The organism is Pseudarthrobacter sp. NPDC058119, assembly GCF_042884655.1.
Taxonomy (GTDB): Bacteria; Actinomycetota; Actinomycetes; order Actinomycetales; family Micrococcaceae; genus Arthrobacter.
The window spans coordinates 174,381-194,589 of sequence record NZ_JBHVTN010000001.1 but is presented as its reverse complement, the minus strand read 5'-3'; the positions used below and the strand labels follow the sequence as shown (position 1 = coordinate 194,589).

General features: G+C 66.3%; 15 protein-coding genes. 9 read left to right on the top strand and 6 right to left on the bottom strand.

The window, feature by feature from the left end; genetic code table 11:
* Positions 1 to 109: 109 nt before the first annotated feature.
* Positions 110 to 3,919: a multifunctional oxoglutarate decarboxylase/oxoglutarate dehydrogenase thiamine pyrophosphate-binding subunit/dihydrolipoyllysine-residue succinyltransferase subunit gene (locus tag ACFVTD_RS00885; protein WP_387556752.1), complete on the bottom strand. Its 3,810-nt coding sequence runs from the start codon at positions 3,917 to 3,919 to the stop codon at positions 110 to 112.
* A 545-nt stretch (positions 3,920 to 4,464) separates the two neighbouring features.
* On the opposite strand from ACFVTD_RS00885, the gene ACFVTD_RS00880 reads away from it, so the two are divergent.
* The 5 genes from ACFVTD_RS00880 to ACFVTD_RS00860 all read left to right on the top strand — a co-directional run bounded on the left by ACFVTD_RS00880 (position 4,465) and on the right by ACFVTD_RS00860 (position 9,697).
* Positions 4,465 to 5,799, top strand: a complete 1,335-nt coding sequence (locus ACFVTD_RS00880) for a hemolysin family protein (protein ID WP_387556749.1) — start codon at positions 4,465 to 4,467, stop codon at positions 5,797 to 5,799.
* The gene (locus ACFVTD_RS00875) at positions 5,796 to 6,866 is read left to right on the top strand and encodes a hemolysin family protein (RefSeq protein WP_387556746.1); all 1,071 of its coding nucleotides are present in this window, start codon (positions 5,796 to 5,798) and stop codon (positions 6,864 to 6,866) included. Before ACFVTD_RS00880 ends, ACFVTD_RS00875 begins: the two co-directional genes overlap by 4 nt.
* 145 nt (positions 6,867 to 7,011) lie before the next feature.
* The gene (locus tag ACFVTD_RS00870; RefSeq protein WP_387556743.1) at positions 7,012 to 7,998 is read left to right on the top strand and encodes a metal ABC transporter solute-binding protein, Zn/Mn family; all 987 of its coding nucleotides are present in this window, start codon (positions 7,012 to 7,014) and stop codon (positions 7,996 to 7,998) included.
* Positions 7,995 to 8,813 carry a metal ABC transporter ATP-binding protein gene (locus tag ACFVTD_RS00865; RefSeq protein WP_387556740.1) on the top strand — a complete coding sequence of 273 codons (819 nt, stop codon included), beginning with the start codon at positions 7,995 to 7,997 and terminating at the stop codon, positions 8,811 to 8,813. The genes ACFVTD_RS00870 and ACFVTD_RS00865 overlap by 4 nt, the downstream gene beginning before the upstream one ends.
* Positions 8,813 to 9,697, top strand: a complete 885-nt coding sequence (locus tag ACFVTD_RS00860; RefSeq protein ID WP_387556737.1) for a metal ABC transporter permease — start codon at positions 8,813 to 8,815, stop codon at positions 9,695 to 9,697. The genes ACFVTD_RS00865 and ACFVTD_RS00860 overlap by 1 nt, the downstream gene beginning before the upstream one ends.
* On the opposite strand, the gene ACFVTD_RS00855 is transcribed toward ACFVTD_RS00860, so the two are convergent.
* Positions 9,675 to 10,136 carry a Fur family transcriptional regulator gene (locus ACFVTD_RS00855; protein WP_387556735.1) on the bottom strand — a complete coding sequence of 154 codons (462 nt, stop codon included), beginning with the start codon at positions 10,134 to 10,136 and terminating at the stop codon, positions 9,675 to 9,677. The two genes, ACFVTD_RS00860 and ACFVTD_RS00855, sit on opposite strands and share 23 nt — an antisense overlap.
* An 89-nt stretch (positions 10,137 to 10,225) precedes the next feature.
* Here ACFVTD_RS00855 and ACFVTD_RS00850 point away from each other — a divergent pair, with 89 nt between their 5' ends.
* Positions 10,226 to 10,882: an MBL fold metallo-hydrolase gene (locus ACFVTD_RS00850; RefSeq protein ID WP_387556732.1), complete on the top strand. Its 657-nt coding sequence runs from the start codon at positions 10,226 to 10,228 to the stop codon at positions 10,880 to 10,882.
* Here the strand turns inward: ACFVTD_RS00850 and ACFVTD_RS00845 are convergent.
* Positions 10,879 to 11,982: a PLP-dependent cysteine synthase family protein gene (locus ACFVTD_RS00845; protein WP_387556729.1), complete on the bottom strand. Its 1,104-nt coding sequence runs from the start codon at positions 11,980 to 11,982 to the stop codon at positions 10,879 to 10,881. The two genes, ACFVTD_RS00850 and ACFVTD_RS00845, sit on opposite strands and share 4 nt — an antisense overlap.
* A 92-nt stretch (positions 11,983 to 12,074) precedes the next feature.
* Between ACFVTD_RS00845 and ACFVTD_RS00840 the strand changes: the two genes are divergently transcribed.
* Genes ACFVTD_RS00840 through ACFVTD_RS00830 form a run of 3 tightly spaced genes read left to right on the top strand, consistent with a single transcriptional unit; the run spans position 12,075 to position 14,532 of the window.
* Entirely contained in the window at positions 12,075 to 12,968 is an 894-nt protein-coding gene (locus ACFVTD_RS00840; protein ID WP_387556726.1) for a sulfurtransferase, read from the top strand.
* Positions 12,965 to 14,107: an NAD(P)-dependent alcohol dehydrogenase gene (locus tag ACFVTD_RS00835; RefSeq protein ID WP_387556723.1), complete on the top strand. Its 1,143-nt coding sequence runs from the start codon at positions 12,965 to 12,967 to the stop codon at positions 14,105 to 14,107. Before ACFVTD_RS00840 ends, ACFVTD_RS00835 begins: the two co-directional genes overlap by 4 nt.
* Entirely contained in the window at positions 14,104 to 14,532 is a 429-nt protein-coding gene (locus tag ACFVTD_RS00830; protein WP_387556720.1) for an HIT family protein, read from the top strand. The genes ACFVTD_RS00835 and ACFVTD_RS00830 overlap by 4 nt, the downstream gene beginning before the upstream one ends.
* 79 nt (positions 14,533 to 14,611) lie before the next feature.
* On the opposite strand, the gene hrpA is transcribed toward ACFVTD_RS00830, so the two are convergent.
* The 3 genes from hrpA to ACFVTD_RS00815 form a co-directional block, all read right to left on the bottom strand.
* Positions 14,612 to 18,586, bottom strand: a complete 3,975-nt coding sequence (gene hrpA / locus ACFVTD_RS00825; protein ID WP_387556718.1) for an ATP-dependent RNA helicase HrpA — start codon at positions 18,584 to 18,586, stop codon at positions 14,612 to 14,614.
* 61 nt (positions 18,587 to 18,647) lie between these two features.
* Positions 18,648 to 18,983, bottom strand: a complete 336-nt coding sequence (locus tag ACFVTD_RS00820; RefSeq protein ID WP_387556716.1) for a protealysin inhibitor emfourin — start codon at positions 18,981 to 18,983, stop codon at positions 18,648 to 18,650.
* Between the two features lie 60 nt (positions 18,984 to 19,043).
* A complete protein-coding gene (locus ACFVTD_RS00815; RefSeq protein WP_387556714.1) occupies positions 19,044 to 20,096 on the bottom strand; it encodes a M4 family metallopeptidase in 1,053 nt (350 codons plus the stop codon).
* Positions 20,097 to 20,209: the final 113 nt, after the last annotated feature.

The window sequence follows — 20,209 nt, the reverse complement described above, 5'->3', positions numbered from 1 at the left end:
GCCATCGGTGCCGCCTTTTTTGTGGAGGCCCGGGGGTGCTGTCAATCCATTAAACAGAACTGCCCGGCCGGAGTCTGGTATTTCGACTCCGGCCGGGCAGCCTTACTGCTTACTTCCGGGCAAATGCCTGCTTCAGCAGGACATCCTGCTCGGCGGCGTGCCGCTTCATGGAACCGGCTGCCGTGGAGGCCGAGGCCGGCCGCGATACCAGTCGGACGCGGCGGTCGAGGGCTTCGGGCAGGTGCAGGCCGATGAACGGCCACGGTCCCTGGTTGGCGGGCTCGTCCTGGGCCCACACCACTTCGGCGTTGGGGTACTTGGCAAGCTCCGCTTCGATCTCGGCGTGCGGCAGCGGGTAGAGCTGCTCCACGCGGACGATCGCCGTGGTCTTGTCGCCGGTCTTCTGCCGCGTGGACAGGAGATCGTAGTACAGCCGGCCGGAGACCAGGAGTACGCGTTCGACGGCGGTGGCCGGCAGCTGCTCGTGGTCACCGATGACAGGGCGGAACGTGCCGTTGGTGAAGTCCTCGACGGAGGAAGCGGCTGCCTTCAGGCGCAGGAGCTGCTTGGGCGTGAAGATGATCAGCGGCTTGCGCGGGCGGCTGTACGCCTGGCGGCGCAGCAGGTGGAAGTGCGAGGCCGCCGTGGTCGGGTTGGCCACGATCATGTTGTCCTCTGCACACAGCTGCAGGAACCGCTCGATCCTCGCCGAGGAGTGGTCCGGGCCCTGGCCTTCGTAGCCATGGGGGAGCATCAGGACCAGCGAGGAGCGCTGTCCCCACTTCTGCTCGGCGGATGAAATGAATTCGTCGATGATGGTCTGGGCACCATTGACGAAGTCACCGAACTGGGCCTCCCAGAGGACCAGGGCGTCCGGGCGTTCCACGGAGTAGCCGTATTCGAAGCCCATGGCGGCGTATTCGGACAGCAGCGAGTCGTAGATCCACAGCTTGGCCTGGTCGTCCGAGAGGTTGCCCAGGGGCAGCCATTCCTTGCCGTTGGCGCGGTCGTGGAAGACGGCGTGGCGCTGGACGAAGGTGCCGCGGCGGGAGTCCTGGCCGGCGAGGCGCACGGGGACGCCTTCCATGATCAGCGAGCCGAAGGCCGCGATCTCGCCGAAGCCCCAGTCGATGCCGCCTTCGCGGGACATCTGTTCGCGCTTGTCCAGCAGCTGCTTGAGCTTGGGGTGGACCGTGAAGCCTTCAGGGATCTCGACGTGCGCCTTGCCGATCCGGGCCAAGGTCTCGGCGCTGATGGCCGTTGAGGCCGGCGCGCTGACGCTGGAATCGGACTGCTGGGCCTTGGGCCGCTCGATATCGGCCACAGCAGCGGAATCCGCCGTGACGATCGGGATGGGAGACGTCTGCGCTGCGTGCGTCTCGGCAAAGACCCGCTCCAGCCGTTCCTGGTAGTCGCGGAGCAGCTGCTCGGCTTCTTCCTCGGTGATGTCGCCACGGCCGATGAGGGATTCGGTGTACAGCTTGCGGACGGAGCGTTTGGCTTCGATCAGGTTGTACATCAGCGGCTGGGTCATCGAGGGGTCGTCGCCCTCGTTGTGGCCGCGGCGGCGGTAGCACACCATGTCGATGACAACGTCCTTGTGGAAGCGCTGCCGGAATTCGTAGGCGAGCTGGCCGATGCGGACAACAGCCTCGGGGTCGTCGCCGTTCACGTGGAACACCGGCGCCTGGATCATCTTGGCCACGTCCGTGGAGTACGTGGAAGACCGCGACGATGACGGGGCGGTGGTGAAGCCAACCTGGTTGTTGACCACGATGTGGATGGTGCCACCCGTGCGGTAGCCGCGGAGCTGGGACAGGTTGAGGGTTTCAGCCACAACGCCCTGGCCGGCGAAGGCGGCGTCGCCGTGGACCATGATGGGCAGGACGGGGAACGATTCGCCCTGGTCCAGCCGGTCCTGCTTGGCGCGGACGATGCCTTCGAGGACGGAGTCCACTGCTTCAAGGTGCGACGGGTTGGCGGCGAGGTAGACCTTGGTTTCCTTGCCGTTGTCCGACGTGAACGTGCCTTCGGTGCCCAGGTGGTACTTGACGTCGCCCGAGCCCTGTACGGAGCGCGGATCCTGGGTGCCCTCGAATTCGCGGAACACCTGGGCGTAGGTCTTGCCGGCGATGTTCGTCAGGACGTTGAGGCGGCCGCGGTGGGCCATGCCGATTGCGACCTCGTCCAGGCCGTCGTCGGCGGCGTCGGACATGATGGCGTCCAGCAGCGGGATCAGCGACTCGCCGCCTTCGAGGGAGAAGCGCTTCTGGCCCACGAACTTGGTCTGCAGGAAGGTCTCGAAGGCCTCCGCTGCGTTCAGCTTGGAGACGATCCGCAGCTGTTCCTCGCGGCTGGGCTTGGAGTAGGGGTGCTCCAGCTGGTCCTGGAACCACTTGCGCTCGGCAGGCTCCTGGATGTGCATGTACTCGATGCCCGTGGTGCGGCAGTATGCATCACGCAGGACACCGAGGATGTCGCGGAACTTCAGCATCGGCTTGCCGCCGAACCCGCCGGTGGGCCATTCACGGTCCAGGTCCCAGAGGGTCAGGCCGTAGGTGAGGACATCGAGGTCCGGGTGCTTGCGCTGGACGTACTCCAGCGGGTCGGTGTCCGCCATGAGGTGGCCGCGCACGCGGAATGAGTGGATCAGCTGCTGGATCCGGGCCACCTTGTTGATCTCGTCGGCGGGATCGACCTGCAGGTCGGGGCTCCAGCGGACAGGCTCGTAGGGGATCCGGAGGGCTTCGAAGATCTCGTCGTAGAAGTTCTGTGCGCCCAGCAGCAGCTGGTGGACCAGCTTGAGGAACTCGCCACTGCCGGCACCCTGGATGACGCGGTGGTCATAGGTCGAGGTGAGGGTCAGGACCTTGCTGATGGCGTTCTGGGCGATGATCTTTTCGCTGGCACCCTGGAATTCCGCAGGGTAGTCAAGGGCACCGACGCCGATGATCGCAGCCTGGCCCTTGGAAAGGCGTGGTACCGAGTGCACGGTTCCGATACCGCCCGGGTTGGTCAGGGACACGGTGGTGCCCTGGTGGTCCTCGGCGGTGAGCTTGCCGTTGCGGGCCCGCTTGATCAGGTCCTCGTAGGTGTGCCAGAACTCGGCGAAGTTGAGGGTCTCGGCCTTCTTGATGTTCGGGACCATGAGCAGCCGGGTGCCGTCGGGCTTGGGCATGTCGATGGCGATGCCGAAGTTGACGTGGGCGGGCTGGACCGCGACAGGCTTGCCGTCCACCTCGTCGTAGTACACGTTCATGGAGGGGAACTGGGACAGCGCGCGGATCACGGCGTAGCCGATGAGGTGCGTGAAGGAAACCTTGCCGCCGCGGGCACGGGCCAGGTTGGAGTTGATGACCACCCGGTTGTCGATGAGCAGCTTGGCGGGGATGGCACGGACGCTGGTGGCGGTGGGCACCTGGAGGCTGGTGACCATGTTGGTGGCGATGGCCTTTGCCGGTCCGCGAAGGACGGAGACGACGTCTTCCTCGGGCGCGGTGGGCGCCTTGACGTTCTTGGGCAGCTGGGCGGGAATGGGCTGCGAGCCGGTGCCGGCTTCAGTCTTCTTGCCGCCGTCGCGCGCTTCAGTGGCGGGGGCCTTCTTGACGGGGGCGGCTGCCGGTGCGGCAGGCGCCGGGGCAGCGGCGGCGGCCGGCGCAGCGGGGGCCGCGGCCGGCGACGATGCCGGTGCGGCGGGAGCCTGCTTTACAACGGGGAGTTCCCGGGTGGGAGGGTTGGCGGCATGTGCGGAATTTCCATTGGAAGAAGAACCGTTGCCCGAGTCGAAGGATTCAAACAGCGGCCACCACTTGGCGTCCACGGCGTTCTTGTCCTGCTGGTACTGCTCGTACAGTTCGTCAACGAGCCACTCGTTTCCGCCAAATTCCTCTGGTAGACGGTGGCTTGGCTGCTCTGGCACTTGAAATACGCCTCTTCCATGAGTTTGATTTCTCTTTGGCCCCCCGGTGCTTCAGCACTACGTTCGAACCAGTCTCTGTCCGCTGAACCCGGACCTTTGCAAGTCTAGTGAGCATTCCGTGTTAACTGCCAATAAGGGTGACTCAAATCATGAAGTGACGAACCGGGGCCCAATTATGGCGGCCGGCGGGGCGTGCGCGGCCGGCCGGAAAGAGGCCCTCAGGGCGCTCGGAATGGGCACTTCCGGCCTCTTTCCGGGCGCCCGGCCGGGGGCTGCTCCTGTAGACTGGGATTCTTATGGACAGTAAATCTAGGTGCCGGCCTGGGCGCTGTCAGCGGAGCTTGAAGAGCAGTTCCGCGCAGTCCGCCCCCAGAGCCGGCAAACCCCGACAACGCGCCCATCACCAGCCCACGGCCAAGCTTGGCGCAGCCCGCACGGACCAGGCGTCGGTTTCCGCCGATCATCCTCCGCCGGGACGAAACAGTTTTTCCACCCCGCGGCCGGCCACGTTTCCGGCTGCCACCCCGCCCCAGGCGGGATGCTGAATGGAGTGGCTCCTTCTTGCGGCAGGCCTGCTGCTGATCGCCGGTACGGGATTCTTCGTGGCCGTCGAGTTCTCCCTCATCGCCCTGGACCAGGCCACCGTCCAGCGCGCCATTGACGACGGCGACACGGGCGCCGTGCCTTTGCTCACCTGCCTCAAGTCCCTGTCAACCCAGCTGTCCAGCTGCCAGCTGGGTATCACGCTGACCACCCTTCTCACCGGCTACGTCATGGAACCCTCGGTGGGCCGGCTCCTGCGGGCGCCTCTAAGCGCGGTCGGGCTTCCCGGCGTCGCGGTGGAATCTGTGTCCCTGGTCCTGGCCATGGTGGTGGCAACGCTGCTTTCCATGCTCCTGGGTGAGCTGGTGCCGAAGAACATGGCCATAGCCCTCGCGTTTCCTGTCGGCCGGGCGCTGGCCGGCCCCCAGCTTGTTTTCACCACCATCTTCAAGCCGGCCATCCTGGTGCTCAATGGATTCTCCAACAAGGTGCTGCACGTCTTCGGGCTGGAAGCCAAAGAGGAGATTTCCGGGGCACGGACGCCGGCAGAGCTTGCCTCGCTGGTCCGGAGGTCTGCCGCGATGGGAACGCTCGACGCCGGGACGGCCAACTTCATTGCCCGCACCCTGAACTTCTCCACCCGCACGGCCGCGGACGTCATGACGCCCCGGATCCGGCTGGAGACGATCGACGCCGACCAGCCGGTTTCCGACGTCGTCGATGCTGCGCGCAGGACCGGCTACTCGCGCTTCCCCGTCATCGGCGAGTCGGCCGATGACATCCGCGGCCTGGTCCACGTCAAGAAGGCGGTTGCCGTTCCCTGGGACCGCCGCCAGAACCTTGAAGCCGGCGCCATCATGACAGAGGTGCTCCGCGTACCCGAAACCATCCACCTGGACGCGCTGTTGGCCGAACTCCGGGAGGGAAACCTGCAGCTTGCCGTCGTCCTGGACGAATACGGTGGAACCGCCGGCATCGCCACCCTGGAGGACCTGGTGGAGGAAATCGTGGGCGAAGTGGCGGACGAACACGACAAGGTCCGTCCGGGGCTCCTGCAAAGCGCCTCCGGCGACTGGTACTTCCCGGGGCTTCTCCGTCCCGATGAATTGTCCGAACAGATTCCCGGCCTCAGCGTTCCCGACGAAGCCGCCTATGAAACCGTGGGCGGCTACGTCATGAGCAAGCTCGGCAGGATCGGGGCCGTGGGTGACACCGTCCCGGTGAACGGCGGCACACTCAGCGTTACCAGGATGGACGGCCGCAGGATCGACCGCATCTGTTTCCACCCCGCCGGCGAACCGGCTGGGCAGGATGCCGATAACGGGGGCAAGCCATGAGTGACTGGGCTGGAATACTGTGGCTGGGCGTCCTCCTGCTGGGCAACGCCTTCTTCGTGGCGGCCGAGTTCGCCATCATGTCCGCGCGCCGCAGCCAGATCGAACCCCTGGCAGATGCCGGCTCGAAGCGCGCGCAAACCACCCTGCGCGCCATGGAAAATGTGTCCCTGATGCTGGCCTGTGCACAGCTTGGCATCACGGTCTGTTCGCTGCTGATCCTGCTGGTGGCCGAGCCGGCCATCCACCACCTGCTGGCAGTCCCCATTGAAACGGTGGGCTTGCCGGCGGAGGCGGCCGATGTTGCAGCCTTCGCCGTGGCCCTGATGCTGGTGACCTTCCTGCACGTCACCTTCGGCGAGATGGTTCCCAAGAACATCTCGGTGTCCGTGGCGGACAAGGCAGCGCTCTTCCTCGCGCCGCCGCTGCTGTTCATCTCACGGCTGGTGCATCCCGTGATCTCGGTCCTGAACTGGTCAGCCAACCACATCCTCAAACTGATGCGGATCGAACCCAAGGACGAAGTCACGTCCTCCTTCACCCTGGAGGAGGTCCAGTCGATCGTCCAGGAATCCACCCGCCACGGGCTGGTGGACGACGACGCCGGGCTCATTACCGGCGCGCTCGAGTTCTCGGAGCACACCGCGGAGGACATCATGGTCCCGATTGGAAACCTGGTCATGCTGGGTGCCTCCACCACTCCCGTGGAGTTCGAGAAGGCCGTGAGCCGTACCGGTTTCTCCCGGTTCCCCATGCTTGATGAAGAGGACATGCTGTACGGCTATCTCCATGTCAAGGACGTGCTGTCCATCCCGGAGTCCGCCTACGAGCTGCCCATCGCGGAGAGCCGCGTCCGGTCGCTGGCGAACCTGGCGCTGGGCGACGAGATCGAAAAGGCCATGTCCGTCATGCAGCGCACGGGTTCCCACCTTGCACGCGTGATTGGGCCGGACGGCACCACTCGCGGGGTCCTGTTCCTCGAGGACGTGATCGAGCAACTGGTGGGCGAAATCCGGGATGCAACGCAGGCTACGGGCATCCGGCGGCTGGGACAGCCGAACGGCAGCTGAGTCCCTGGTGGCACCCCCTGCCGTCCGGCCAGGGGGTGCCACGGTCCGGACGGAGTGCGGCAATTGAACCTAAATAGGAATCATTCGCATTTAGGTATAGGCTGGCATTATTGTCCTCCCCATCCTGCGTGAACTGAGGTTTTCCGTGCGCCGTCCAGCCGCTGCCAGCTCCTTCCTTGCCGCCCTCGCGGGTTTCGGCCTCCTGCTCAGTGCCTGCAGTCCCCAGCCCTCCCAAACCGCCGACCCGGCACAGGGGATCGCCGTGGTGGCATCGACGAATGTCTACGGGGATATTGCCCGGAGCATCGGAGGGGACAAGGTCAAGGTAACCGCCATCATCAACAACGCTGGACAGGACCCGCACTCCTACGAGGCGACCGCCCAGGACCGGCTGGCGGTGTCCAAAGCCAGCCTGGTCATCGAAAACGGCGGGGGATATGACGACTTCATCCACACCCTGGTGGAGGGCAGCAAGCTCGACAGTGCCTCGGTGCTGACCGCCGTCGACGTTTCCGGCCTTGCCCATCCCGACGACGCTGCGTCGTCACCGCAGCCTGCCGCCACGGAGACTTCCGGAGCGCACGATGGCCACGACCATGGTGACTTCAACGAGCACGTCTGGTACAGCCTTCCCGCGATGGAGCGCCTGGCAGACGGCATCGCCGGCAAGCTCGCCGCTCTGGACCCGGGCTCTGCTGCAACCTTCACCGCCAACGCGGACTCCTTCAAGTCCTCCCTGTCTGCCCTGCACGGCCAGATCGATGCCCTGAAGGCCTCCCGCGGAGGGGGCAAGGTGGCAGTCACAGAGCCGGTACCGCTGTACCTGCTGGCGGACGCCGGGCTGGACAACGCGACGCCGGCGCAGTACACGGCGGCCATCGAGGAGGGAACCGATGTTCCGCCCGCCGTCCTGAAGGAAGCCACGGACCTGGTCGGATCCAAGGCGGTCCGCCTGCTGGCCTACAACGCCCAGACGGAAGGCCCCCAGACCGAAGCGCTGAAAAAAGCAGCCGAAAGCGCCGGAGTCCCCGTCGTGGACTTCACCGAGACACTGCCCGAAGGCAAGACCTACCTGCAGTGGATGACGGACAATGTGAACAACATCGGCAAGGTTCTGGAGACAAACAGGTGAAATCCGTCGTCAGCCTCAAAGGGGCGTGCCTCAAGTTCGGCCAGCGCACGCTCTGGGAGGACCTCGACCTCGACATCAGGCCCGGGGAGTTCTTTGCGGTACTGGGCCCGAACGGCAGCGGCAAAACCAGCTTCCTGAAGGTCCTGCTGGGCCTGCAGAAGCTGCACTCGGGCGAAGCCGCGCTGGGCGGCCATCCCGTGGAGCGCGGGAGCAGCCTGATCGGCTACATTCCCCAGCAGAAATCCTTTGCCCCCGACACCCCCATGCGGGCCCGGGACCTGGTGGCACTGGGAGTGGACGGCCACCGCTGGGGCATCCGGCTCTCATCGGCCAGGACCAACCGGAAGGTGGACGAGCTCCTTGAACTCGTGGGCGCCTCCGATTACGCCAACGTCCCGGTAGGGCAGCTGTCCGGCGGCGAGCAGCAGCGGCTTCGCGTGGCGCAGGCTTTGGCCACCGACCCCCAGGTCCTGCTCTGCGACGAGCCGCTGCTGTCCCTGGACCTGCACCACCAGCAGGCAGTAAGCGCCCTGATCAGCAAGCAAAGCCGGGAACACAACAGCGCAGTGGTCTTCGTTACCCACGAAATCAATCCGATCATCGAGTATGTGGACCGGGTCCTCTACCTCGCCGGGGGACGTTTCCGCGTCGGGGCGCCGGACGAGGTCATGACCACCGAAGTCCTGTCGGACCTCTACGGCAGCCATGTGGAGGTCATCCGCGCCAATGGGCGGATCGTCGTGGTCGGCCTGCCCGACGCCACCACCCATCACCACCACGCCGAGGCGGACACGATGGCAGGGGAGGTGGCGTAATGGACGCCGACAGCATCCTGGGGGCCATCTTCAATTTCGATAACTACGGCGAACTGCTGGTCCTGGTCCAGAACTCCATCTGGGCCGGTGCCATCCTTGGGCTCCTGGGTGGCCTGGTGGGCACCTTCGTGATGAAGCGTGATCTTGCCTTCGCCGTCCACGGCATTTCCGAGCTCTCCTTTGCGGGAGCTGCGTTCGCCCTGCTGGTCGGCGCGGATGTCGTCTTTGGCTCCCTGGTGGGGTCGGTGGCGGCCGCGCTCCTGCTGGGGCTGATGGGGGTCCGTGCACGGGACAAGAACTCCATCATCGGGGTCATCATGCCGTTCGGGCTGGGCCTGGGAATCCTGTTCCTGTCCCTGTACCAGGGGCGCGCTGCGAACAAGTTCGGCCTGCTGACCGGGCAAATCGTCTCCGTGGATACGGTCCAGCTGCAGGCACTCGCCGGGACTGCCGTCGTCGTCATGCTTGTGCTGGTGGCCATCTGGCGCCCGCTGAACTTCGCCAGCGTGGATCCCGAACTCGCCGAGGCCCGGGGAGTGCCCGTCCGCAGTCTGGCGATCGTGTTCATGATCATCCTGGGCGTCAGTGTGGCCCTGTCCATCCAGGTGGTGGGCGCCCTGCTGGTGCTCGCCCTGCTCATCACCCCCGCGGCCGCAGCGCTCCGGGTCACGTCCTCGCCGGCGGTGGCGGTGGTCCTCAGCGTTGTCTTCGCAGTATCCGCCACGGTGGGCGGAATCCTGTTGGCCCTTGGCGGGAGGATTCCCATCAGCCCCTATATCACCACGTTGTCGTTCCTGATCTACGTGGTGTGCCGGACCATCGGTTCCATGCGCGAGGCCCGCGGCCTCAACGGGCGCGTCCTTACAGCTTCCCGGCAGCCTTAAGGGCCGTGCAGTCCGGGCACAGCCCGAAAATTTCCACCGTGTGGTCCACTGCGGTAAAACCGTGCTCGGCAGCGGTGCGCACAGCCCAGGTCTCCACGGCAGGAGCTTCCACCTCGACAGCTTTGCCGCAGTTCCTGCACAGCAGGTGGTGGTGGTGGGCGGTCACCGCACAGCGCCGGTACACAGCCTCGCCGTCTCCGTTGCGCAACACGTCAACCAGGCCCTCATCGGCGAGGGACTGCAGGATCCGGTACGCGGTGGCGAGCGAAACCGACACGCCCTGGTTCTGCAGGATCCGGTAGAGCTCCTGCGTGCTGACAAAGTCATCCAGGCGGTCCAGGGCGGCACTGACGGCTTTGCGCTGCTTGGTTACTCGCTGTTCCTTGCCGCCTCCCGCCGGGGACGGGGCGGCGGAATCAGCCTTGACGCCGATCGGCATGGACGAACTCGCTTCCTTGGGGCAAACATCAAGATTACCAGCCTGGACTTCGTGGACAGCGTTCCGGGACGGACCCTAGGCTGGCGTCTATGAAGCTGACCAAATACACCCACGCCTGTGTCCGGCTCGAGAAGGAGGGCGGGGTCCTGGTCCTCGACCCAGGCACCTTTTCCGAAACCGCAGAGGCGCTGTCCGGAGCGCAGGCTGTCCTGGTAACCCACGAACATGCCGACCACCTGGACACCAAGGCGGTGGTGGAAGCCCTGCATGGCAACCAGGACCTTGAGCTCCACGCTCCGGAGCCGGTGGCCCAGCAACTGCGCCAGGATGCTCCCGGCGCCGTTGACCGCATCCACGCCGTGGAACCCGGGTCCTCCTTCCAGGCTGCCGGCTTCGACATCCGCAGCTTTGGCGGCCAGCACGCCCTGATCCACCCGCAAATTCCCATGGTGGCCAACATCGGTTTCCTGGTAGACCAGAACGTCTACCACCCGGGGGATTCCTTCATCGTCCCGGACGGCGTTACGGTCCAGACACTCCTGGTGCCGCTGCACGCGCCCTGGAGCAAGTCCGCCGAGGTGGTGGACTTCGTGATTGCGGTGCGGGCGCCGCGGGCGTTCCAGATCCATGACGGGCTGCTCAACGAGAACGGCCTGGGCGTTGTCGAGGGACACGTCAAGCGTATCGGGGCCAAGTACGGCACGGATTACCGGCACCTGGCACCACGGGAGTCCGTGGAGGTCTAGCCGGTCCACTCCCCGGTGTCCAGGAAGCGGCCGATCACGGCTTCATGCGGCGCCGGATCCAGCCCCTGGGAAGCCAGCCAGTCCCGGTTCCAGTAGCTGCCCGCATAGCGTTCGCCGCCGTCGCACATCAACGACACAACGCTTCCCCGGCGGCCCTCCGACAACATGCCGGCAATTGTCCGCCACACACCCCACAGGTTGGTTCCGGTGGACGGCCCGGCGTGCAGTCCGGCATAGGAACGCAGGTGCCGCATCGCGGCTACCGACGCCGCGTCCGGTACCTGGACCATCCTGTCGATGACAGTGGGAATGAAACTGGGCTCCATCCGCGCCCGGCCGATGCCTTCGATCCGGGATGGCAGGCCGGTGGGCTTTCCGGCTGATTCCCCCAGCCAGCCGGGGTAGAACGCGGAGTTTTCCGGATCCACCACCAGCAGCCTGGTGGGATGGCTGTGGTAGCGCAAGTACCTGCCGATCGTCGCGCTCGTTCCGCCGGTGCCGGCCCCCACCACGATCCAGTCCGGCACCGGGTGCGGCTCCAGTTCGAGCTGCCCGAAGATCGATTCAGCGATGTTGTTGTTGCCGCGCCAGTCCGTTGCCCGCTCCGCGTAGGTGAACTGGTCCATGTAATGCCCGTTGCAGGTGGCTGCCACGTCTTCGGCCGCCGCATAGACGTCAGAGGCGTTTTCCACCAGCAAACATGAGCCGCCGAACTGTTCGATCAGCGCGATCTTTTCCGGGCTGGTGGTGCGCGCCATGACGGCGACGAAGGGCAGCCCCAGCAGCTGGGCGAAGTACGCCTCCGAAACAGCGGTGCTTCCGCTGGAGGCCTCGACGATGGTGGTGTCTTCCCGGATCCAGCCGTTGACCAGCCCGAACAGGAACAGCGACCTGGCCAACCGGTGCTTGAGGCTGCCGGACCGGTGGGTTGACTCGTCCTTGAGGTACAGCTGGATGCCCCAGTGCTCCGGCAGGGCCACCGAGTAGAGGTGGGTGTCCGCGGAACGGTTGTTCTCTGCCGTGATGGTGCGGATGGCCCGGTCCGCCCAGTCCCGGTCCGTTCCTCCGCTGCCCGTGCTGGTGCCGCCCTCGATCTTCACCGCACCAGCCTACCCGCGCAGCCGGACTGCCCGTCTAGAGTTGGACCGTTGCCTGCGCCGGCAGGTGGCCCGGATCCTGCAGAAGGAGCTTGATGAATCCGCTGATTGACGTCCCCGGCCTGGAGGCCAGGCTCGCCGCCGGGCACCGGACGGTGCTGCTGGATGTGCGCTGGGCACTGGGCGACCCGCATGGACATGACCACTATCTCGCGGAGCACCTGCCGGGCGCCGTGTTCGTTGACCTGGCCACGGAGCTTGCAGATCCTGCCGTCCCGGACCGGGGGCGCCACCCGCTGCCGTCCCCCGCGCGCTTCCAGGAGTCGGCACGCCGGTGGGGCATGCGCAATGGTGACGTCGTGGTTGCCTACGATGACAGCGGCAACATGGCGGCGGCCAGGGTGTGGTGGATGCTGCGCGACGCCGGACTGGCTGAGGTGTACCTGCTCGACGGCGGCCTGGGCGCCTGGCGTGCCGCGGGCCTGCCACTTGAAGCGGGCCCGGTCCATCCAGTTCCCGGCGACGTGGAGTTGGGCAGCGGGCAGATGCGCGTGCTCGACGCCGGTGCTGCCGCCGGCTGGCCGCAGGGAGGCCTGTTGCTCGACGCGAGGGCGGGGGAGCGCTACCGGGGCGAGGTTGAACCCATCGACCCCCGTGCCGGCCACATCCCCGGCGCCGTCAGCGCTGCCACCACTGCGAACGTGGACGGTTCCGGGCGGTTCCTTCCGCCGGAGGAACTGCGGAAGAGGTTCGAATCCCTGGGGGTCAAGGACAGCCGGCCGATTGCTGTCTACTGCGGTTCCGGCGTCACGGCGGCGCACGAGGTGGCTGCACTGGAACTGGCCGGTTTCTCCGCCGCCCTCTACCCGGGCTCCTTCTCGGAGTGGTCAAACCGCCCGGACCTGCCCGTGGCCACGGGGCCGGAGCCGGGGGACGCCCCGGACCCGGCTGGAAACTCCGGTGGACCCGGGGGTAGCGTCGCAGTATGACACTAGGACGACCCGTACCACCGCCCCTTGCCAATCCCATCCCACCCGCAGGCGCCGAAACCGGAATACGCGCTGCCGCCTATGGCGCTGTGTCCGGCGACAGCGGGTTGGTGCCGCTGACAGTTGCCCGGCGCGCCCCGAAACCGGACGACGTGGAGATCGCCATCGAGTTCTGCGGGCTCTGCCATTCGGACGTGCACGCCACCCGGGGAGAATGGGGCGGCCAGGCTTATCCCTTGGTCCCCGGCCACGAGATCGTGGGAACGGTCAGCAGGACCGGTTCGAACGTCACCGAGTTCGCCGTGGGCGACCGCGTCGGCGTTGGCTGCATGGTGGACTCCTGCCGGGAATGTGAGAGCTGCCTGGACGGCCTTGAGCAGTACTGCGAAAACGGCATGACCGGCACCTACGGTGCCAAGGACCGGCGGAACGGCGACGCCATCACCCAGGGCGGCTATTCGTCGTCCATCGTCGTGGACCGCCGCTACGTCCTCCGCGTCCCTGACTCGCTGGACCCTGCCGCCGTCGCGCCCCTGCTGTGCGCGGGCGTCACCACCTTTTCGCCGCTGCGGCATTTCGACGTCGAAGAAGGCGACGTGGTGGGCGTCGTGGGGCTGGGCGGCCTGGGCCACATGGCCGTCAAGCTGGCAAAGGCCATGGGTGCGAAGGTGGTGGTGTTCACCACCTCCGAATCGAAGGTTGCCGCCGCCCTGGAACTTGGGGCCGACGACGTTGTCCTGTCCCGGGACGAGGCTGCCATGGCCGCCGCGAACCGCACCATCGACCTCATCATCGACACCGTGGCGGCCCCGCATGACCTGAACCCCTTCTTCCGCACCCTCCGCGTGGATGGGGCGCTCTTCCAGCTGGGGCTGCCTTCCGACGCCATGCCGCCCGTCAACCCGGGCGCACTGATCCGGCGCCGCATCGCCTACGCCGGGTCACTGATTGGCGGCATCGCCGAAACCCAGGAAATGCTCGACTTCTGCGCTGAGCACGGCGTGGTTGCCGACATCGAGGTGGTGGCCGCCGGCCAGCTGAATGAAGCGTACGACCGGATGGTCGCCGGCGACGTCAAGTACCGGTTCGTGCTGGACAGCAGCACGCTGCAGGCAGCAGCCGAGGAGGCAGACGCATGAGCACCCTGTTCACCAAGATCCTGAAGGGCGAAATTCCCGGCCGGTTCGTCTGGCGCGAGGACGACGTGGCGGCGTTCCTCACCACCGGCCCGCTCGCCGACGGCCACACCCTGGTGGTCCCCACCGAAGAAGTGGACCGCTGGACCGACGCGTCGCCGGAGACCCTTGCCAGGGTCATGGAAGTGGCGCGGCGTATTGGTGCCGTCCAGGTGGACACTTTCGGCGCCCGGCGTGCCGGGCTGATCGTGGCGGGCTACGAGGTCAACCACCTGCATGTCCACGTGTGGCCATCACAAAGCATGGCCGACTTCGATTTCGGCTCAGCGGACCAGGACCCCGACCCAGCCGTGCTGGACGCCAACGCGGAAAAGCTGCGCGAAGGACTCCGGGCGGCCGGTTACGGCGAATCCGTTCCGGCGGCCTGATGGCGGCTTGCTGCGTGTCCGGGCCCCGCAGGCCCGGCACGCAGTCGCTCCTGCCCTTGCGGGGACGGTGGGCAGACCCTCAGGCCGGCGCCAGGGCCTTGTTAAGCACGGTCCGGATCCGCTTCTCGGACACGGAGTAGGCAGTTCCGAGCTCGACGGCGAAGAGGCTGACCCGGAGTTCCTCCAGCATCCAGCGCACCTGGGTTAACTCCCGTCCGGCCCGCCGTCCGGGCAGCAGCGCGGACACGGCGTCGTCGTAGTCGTCCTCGAGCCGCTGCACCACTGCCATGTTCAGGGCATCGCGCTGGACGTTCCCGGGGAGTCGCTCCAGCCGCTTCTCGATGGCTGCAAGGTACCGCGGCAGCTGGCTGAGCTGGGCGTAGCCCGTGCGTGCCACAAAACCCGGATAGACGAGCTGCTCCAGCTGGCTCCTGATGTCGTTGAGCGCGCTGATCAGGGCGAGGCTGGTGGTGCCCTTGAGCTGTTTTTCGATCCGGCGGGTGCTGGCAAGGATGCGCTCGACGACGGCCGTCACCGAGAAGACCGTGTCGATCAGTTCCGCGCGCACCACCTCGTACAACGCATCGAATGCCGTACGGTCCCACGGAAGTTCCGCGGGCGTGAGCTTGTCGATGGCCGCCAGGGCACAGTCGGCGATCAGGGCTGTCACCGAACCGTGCGGATTCTGGCTGAAGGTGAGTTTCTCGGTATTGCTCAGGTGCTCCAGGACGTAGCGGTCAGGCGCCGGGATGCGCAGCGCCAAGAGCCTGATCACGCCGCCACGCATGGCGTCGAGCTGTTCCCCGGCCGTCTGGAACACGCGGAGGGACACCGATGCGCCCTGGTCCACCAGGGCCGGATATCCGGTGACCGTGTGGCCCTTGACCATGCTGCTGACTTGGCGCTCGATGGTGCCGAAGGTCCATTCCGTCAGGCCCTCCTGCTCCACGAAACCCGCGCCCGGCACTCCGGTAGCCTGCTGACGGGCCGGGGACCCGGCGTCGGACGCCTTTCCGTTCCGGCGCTGCGTGGTACTGCCGCCGGGCAAGGTGGAGGCGGGGGTGGCCCCGAGCGACTGGGCGATGGCACGGCGCGTGGCGGGCGCCAGATGCTCCTGGAGGCCGACGAGGTCCTTGCCCTCGCCCAGGACCTTGCCCTTGCTGTCCACCACCTTGAAACTGACGCGCAGGTGCGGGGGCACAGCGTCCCAGTTCCATGAACCGGGCGGGATGATCGCCCCGCGGAGCCGCCGCAGTGCCAGTTCCAGCGAGGGCTCCAGTTCGTCCGTGGCGGGATCGAAATCGGACTCGAGGACGGCCACGGCTTGCCGGGCAATATCGGGCGCGGGGACGAAGTTCTTCCGCACCTGCTTGGGCAGCGACTTGATCAGGGCGGTCACCAGCTCCACCCGCTGGCCGGGGATCAGCCACCGGAACGGGGCGTCGTCGAGCTGGTTGAGGAACAGGACCGGCACTTCGGCAGTGACGCCGTCGGACGGGTCGGGCGCGGACCCCGGGGCGACCGGATGGAATTCGTACGTCAGCGGAAGCTCGAAGCCCTTGTGCAGCCAGGTCTTCGGGTAGGCGGAGACGTCGAGGTCGTCGGCGTCATCACTGAGGAGCAGCGACTTGTCGTAATCCAGGAGGTCCGGGTTCTCCCGGCGGGCATCCTTCCACCACTTGTCGAAGTGCCGCTCGGACACCACATCGGGGCCGATCCTGGCGTCATAGAACTCGAACAGCGTTTCGTCATCCACCAGCAAGTCCCGGCGGCGCATGCGGGCCTCGAGCTCCTCCACCTCGTGCAGGAGCGCCCGGTTGCGGTGGAAGAACTTGTGGTGGGTGCGCCAGTCGCCTTCCACCAGGGCGTGCCGGATGAACAGTTCCCTGGCCACCACCGGATCCACCCGGCCGTAATTGATCCGCCGCTGCGCGATGATCGGAACGCCATAGAGGGTGACCTTTTCGTAGGCCATGACCGCGCCCTGCTTGGTGGACCAGTGCGGTTCGCTGTAGGTGCGCTTCACCAGGTCCGGGGCCACCTGTTCGGCCCATGCCGGATCGAATTTGGCAGCCACCCTGGCCCAAAGCCGGCTGGTCTCCACCAGTTCGGCTGCCATGACGAACGTGGGGGACTTCTTGAACAGTGCCGATCCGGGGAAGATCGCAAAACGGCTGCCGCGTGCGCCCGCGTATTCGCGCTTGCGCTCGTCCAGGATGCCGATATGGCTTAGGAGCCCGGAGAGCAGGCTGATATGGATTCCGTCGTGGTTGCCCACCGGATCTGCAAGCCGCTTATTGTCCAGTGTGATGCCCAGCGGCCGGGCGAGCTGGCGCAACTGGGTGAAGAGGTCCTGCCATTCCCGGACACGCAGGTAGTTGATGAATTCGGCGCGGCACAGCCGGCGGAATGCCGATGACGACAGCTCCTGCTGCTTCTCCTGCAGGTAGTTCCAGAGGTTGAGGTAGCCGGTGAAGTCCGAGTTTTCGTCCCGGAAGCGGTTGTGCTTTTCCGCAGCCAGCTGCTGCTTGTCCGTGGGCCGTTCGCGGGGGTCCTGGATGGTGAGCGCGGCGGCCAGCACCATGACTTCGCGGACGCAGCCGCGCTTTCCTGCTTCCACGATCATGCGGCCCAGGCGGGGATCCACGGGAAGTTGGGCAAGTTTCTGCCCGACGGCGGTAAGGCCGCCGCCTTGCGGCCCGCCCCGGCCGGCGGCTGCTTCAGGCTTGGCCCCCGTCCCGTGGGGGGGTGCGGGAGCCAGGGCGCCAAGCTCGCGAAGGAGCGTGACGCCGTCGTTGATGGCGCGGCTTTCCGGCGGTTCGACGAAGGGGAAGTCCTCAACATCCTTGGGCCCCCTGGCCACGCCCATGGCAGTCATCTGGAGGATCACGGCGGCGAGGTTGGTCCGGAGGATTTCGGGGTCGGTGAACCGGGGCCGGGATTCGAAGTCTTCCTCGGAGTAGAGGCGGATGGCGATGCCGTCGGAGACACGGCCGCACCGGCCCGAGCGCTGGTTGGCCGATGCCTGCGAGACGCGCTCGATGGGCAGGCGCTGGACCTTGGTGCGGTGCGAATACCGGGAAATGCGCGCGGTGCCGGTATCGATAACGTACTTGATGCCCGGAACCGTCAGGGACGTTTCGGCCACGTTGGTGGCCAGCACGATCCGGCGCTTGCTGCCGGGGTGGAAGACTTTGTGCTGCTCCTGCAGGCTCAGGCGCGCAAACAGGGGAAGGATCTCGGTGTTTGCCAGCCTGCGGTTGGACTGGATACGGGCCTGCAATGCCTCCGCGGCATCCCGGATTTCGCGCTCGCCGGAGAAGAACACCAGGATGTCGCCCGGGGCTTCGGCAGCAAGTTCGTCCACGGCATCGCAGACGGCGTCCAGTGGATCCCGGTCCTCCTCAAGTTCGTCGTCGGAGGCGTCTTCTTCGTCCTCTTTGGGCTGCGAGAGGGGGCGGTAGCGGATTTCCACCGGGTAGGTGCGGCCTGAAACTTCAACAATGGGGGCCGGGTCTTCCGGGGTGCCGAAGTGCTTGGCGAACCGTTCGGGATCAATGGTGGCCGAGGTGATGATGACCTTCAGGTCGGGCCGCTGGGGGAGGATCCGCTTGAGGTAGCCCAGGATGAAGTCGATGTTGAGGCTGCGTTCGTGGGCCTCGTCAATAATGATGGTGCTGTATTTCCGCAGCAGCTTGTCCCGCTGGATCTCGGCGAGCAGGATGCCGTCGGTCATGAGTTTGACCTTGGTCGCTTTGCTGACCTCACCCGTGAAACGGACCTGGAAGCCCACTTCCTGGCCGATCTCGACGCCGAGCTCCTCCGCGATGCGCTCGGCTACCGTCCGCGCTGCCAGCCGGCGCGGCTGGGTGTGCCCGATGAGGCCCTCCTCTCCCAGTCCCAGTTCCAGGCACATCTTGGGGATCTGGGTGGTCTTTCCGGAGCCGGTCTCGCCGGCGATGATGGTCACCTGGTTGGCGGCGATGGCGGCCATCAGGTCCTCGCGGCGCTCGGAAACCGGCAGCTCGGCGGGATAGGAGATATGAAAAGTCATGGCTGCAGACAGTCTACTGCCGTGAGGAACTGTCCATTCGGTTCCGGTCCGCCGGCCGCCCTCAGGCAGGGCCGTCGGTGTCAGCGCCGGGAAGCGGGCCGCCGGCTTCCTCCGCGGCGGCGCGCGCGGTATCAACCAGGATGCGCCAGGGGCCGGTGAGGGCTTGCTCTGGCAGGGCAGCCCTGCGCTGGCCTGCCGTGATGGAGTAGATGAAGCGGTCCGGCTGGGCTGCCTCGAAGGCCGCCGCAGCTGCCCGGGGGGTGCTGGGAACCGCATCCCACGGGCAAGCCTCGACGATGGGTTGCCACTGGCTGAGGTCGCTGTCCGTCCGGGCGTCCACGGTCCATACGCGCGTGATCGCCGCGATCCCGCCGGTGCGCTCCACCTTGATCTTCATGGCCTGCCCCTGGGCTTCCCTCCGGGCCCGGAGCCAATGGAAGGGGCGCCGGGGCAACGGTTAAACCTTGACCTTCACAGTTTCCCACGCTGCGGCGACGGCGTCATGCTCCCTGGACCCGGACCCGAAGAGGTCCGAGGCGGCGCGCACCGTGGCACGGGCGAAAGCGCTGAAGGTTGCCGACGGCGGCAGTGAACCGTTTGTCAGGGTCTCGTACCAGATGCGGCCCGGTGCCTCCCACGCGTAACCGCCCAGCGCATCCGACACTAGGTAGAAGGCGCGGTTGGGGATCCCAGAGTTGATGTGGACGCCTCCGTTGTCGGCGCTGGTCCGGACGTAGGAATCCATGGAGTCGGGCTGCGGGTCTTTACCCAGCACATCGTCGTCGTACGCAGTCCCGGGCGCTTTCATGGACCGCAGGGCCTGTCCCTGGACCTTGGGCGTGAAGAGGCCTTCCCCGATCAGCCAGCTGGCCTGCGCGGCCGGCTGGTTCTTCACGTACTGCTCAACGAGCGCGCCAAAGACGTCGGACATGGATTCGTTCAGGGCGCCGGCCTGGTTCCGGTAGGCGAGCCCGGCCGAGTACTGGGTGACGCCGTGGGCCAGCTCGTGCCCTATGACGCTCACGGACTTGGTGAACCGTTCGAAGACATCTCCGTCGCCGTCACCAAAGACCATCTGGCTGCCGTTCCAGAAGGCATTGTCGTACAGCGTGCCGAAGTGGACCGTGGCGTCGAGCTTCAGGCCGCGGCCGTCCACGGAATCACGCCCGAAGGCGTCGGCATAGAGCCGGTGCGTGGATCCGAGCCCGTCATAGGCTTCGTCAGCCGCGGCATCCTGCGTGGCGGGTCCGCCTTCCTCGCGGACAAGGTTGCCCGGGAGGGTTTCCCCGCCGCCGGCATCGTAGATGGCCCGTTCGACAGGCCCCGGTTTTTCCTGCCGCAGGCCGGGCGGGAGGGCCGGAACAGCCTGCGAACGCGCTGCCTGGAACGATTCGACGTGGCCCAGCGCTTTCCTGGCGGCGCTGGCCGCGGAAGTGAACTCCGGCGCATCCTGCTGGGCCAGCCGGCGCAGCATGTACGGCGGAACGATTGAACAGAACGGAACGTGCATGGCGTACCCCCTCATTTAGGTGAAACCAGCCTATGAGGAGGCGCCGACATTGGGAGTGACGCCACTGCCGGGAATTCAGCAGCCTGCAACCGGCTGCAGCAGTCCGCGCTGGG

What these genes read in the sequence shown, in the direction of transcription:
- ACFVTD_RS00835 (WP_387556723.1), top strand. Translation starts at nt 12,965, where the DNA reads ATGACACTAGGACGACCCGTACCACCGCCCCTTGCCAATCCCATCCCA.
- ACFVTD_RS00830 (WP_387556720.1), top strand. Translation starts at nt 14,104, where the DNA reads ATGAGCACCCTGTTCACCAAGATCCTGAAGGGCGAAATTCCCGGCCGG.
- hrpA (WP_387556718.1), bottom strand. Translation starts at nt 18,586, where the DNA reads ATGACTTTTCATATCTCCTATCCCGCCGAGCTGCCGGTTTCCGAGCGC.
- ACFVTD_RS00850 (WP_387556732.1), top strand. Translation starts at nt 10,226, where the DNA reads ATGAAGCTGACCAAATACACCCACGCCTGTGTCCGGCTCGAGAAGGAG.
- ACFVTD_RS00880 (WP_387556749.1), top strand. Translation starts at nt 4,465, where the DNA reads ATGGAGTGGCTCCTTCTTGCGGCAGGCCTGCTGCTGATCGCCGGTACG.
- ACFVTD_RS00860 (WP_387556737.1), top strand. Translation starts at nt 8,813, where the DNA reads ATGGACGCCGACAGCATCCTGGGGGCCATCTTCAATTTCGATAACTAC.
- ACFVTD_RS00815 (WP_387556714.1), bottom strand. Translation starts at nt 20,096, where the DNA reads ATGCACGTTCCGTTCTGTTCAATCGTTCCGCCGTACATGCTGCGCCGG.
- ACFVTD_RS00840 (WP_387556726.1), top strand. Translation starts at nt 12,075, where the DNA reads ATGAATCCGCTGATTGACGTCCCCGGCCTGGAGGCCAGGCTCGCCGCC.
- ACFVTD_RS00820 (WP_387556716.1), bottom strand. Translation starts at nt 18,983, where the DNA reads ATGAAGATCAAGGTGGAGCGCACCGGCGGGATCGCGGCGATCACGCGC.
- ACFVTD_RS00855 (WP_387556735.1), bottom strand. Translation starts at nt 10,136, where the DNA reads ATGCCGATCGGCGTCAAGGCTGATTCCGCCGCCCCGTCCCCGGCGGGA.
- ACFVTD_RS00875 (WP_387556746.1), top strand. Translation starts at nt 5,796, where the DNA reads ATGAGTGACTGGGCTGGAATACTGTGGCTGGGCGTCCTCCTGCTGGGC.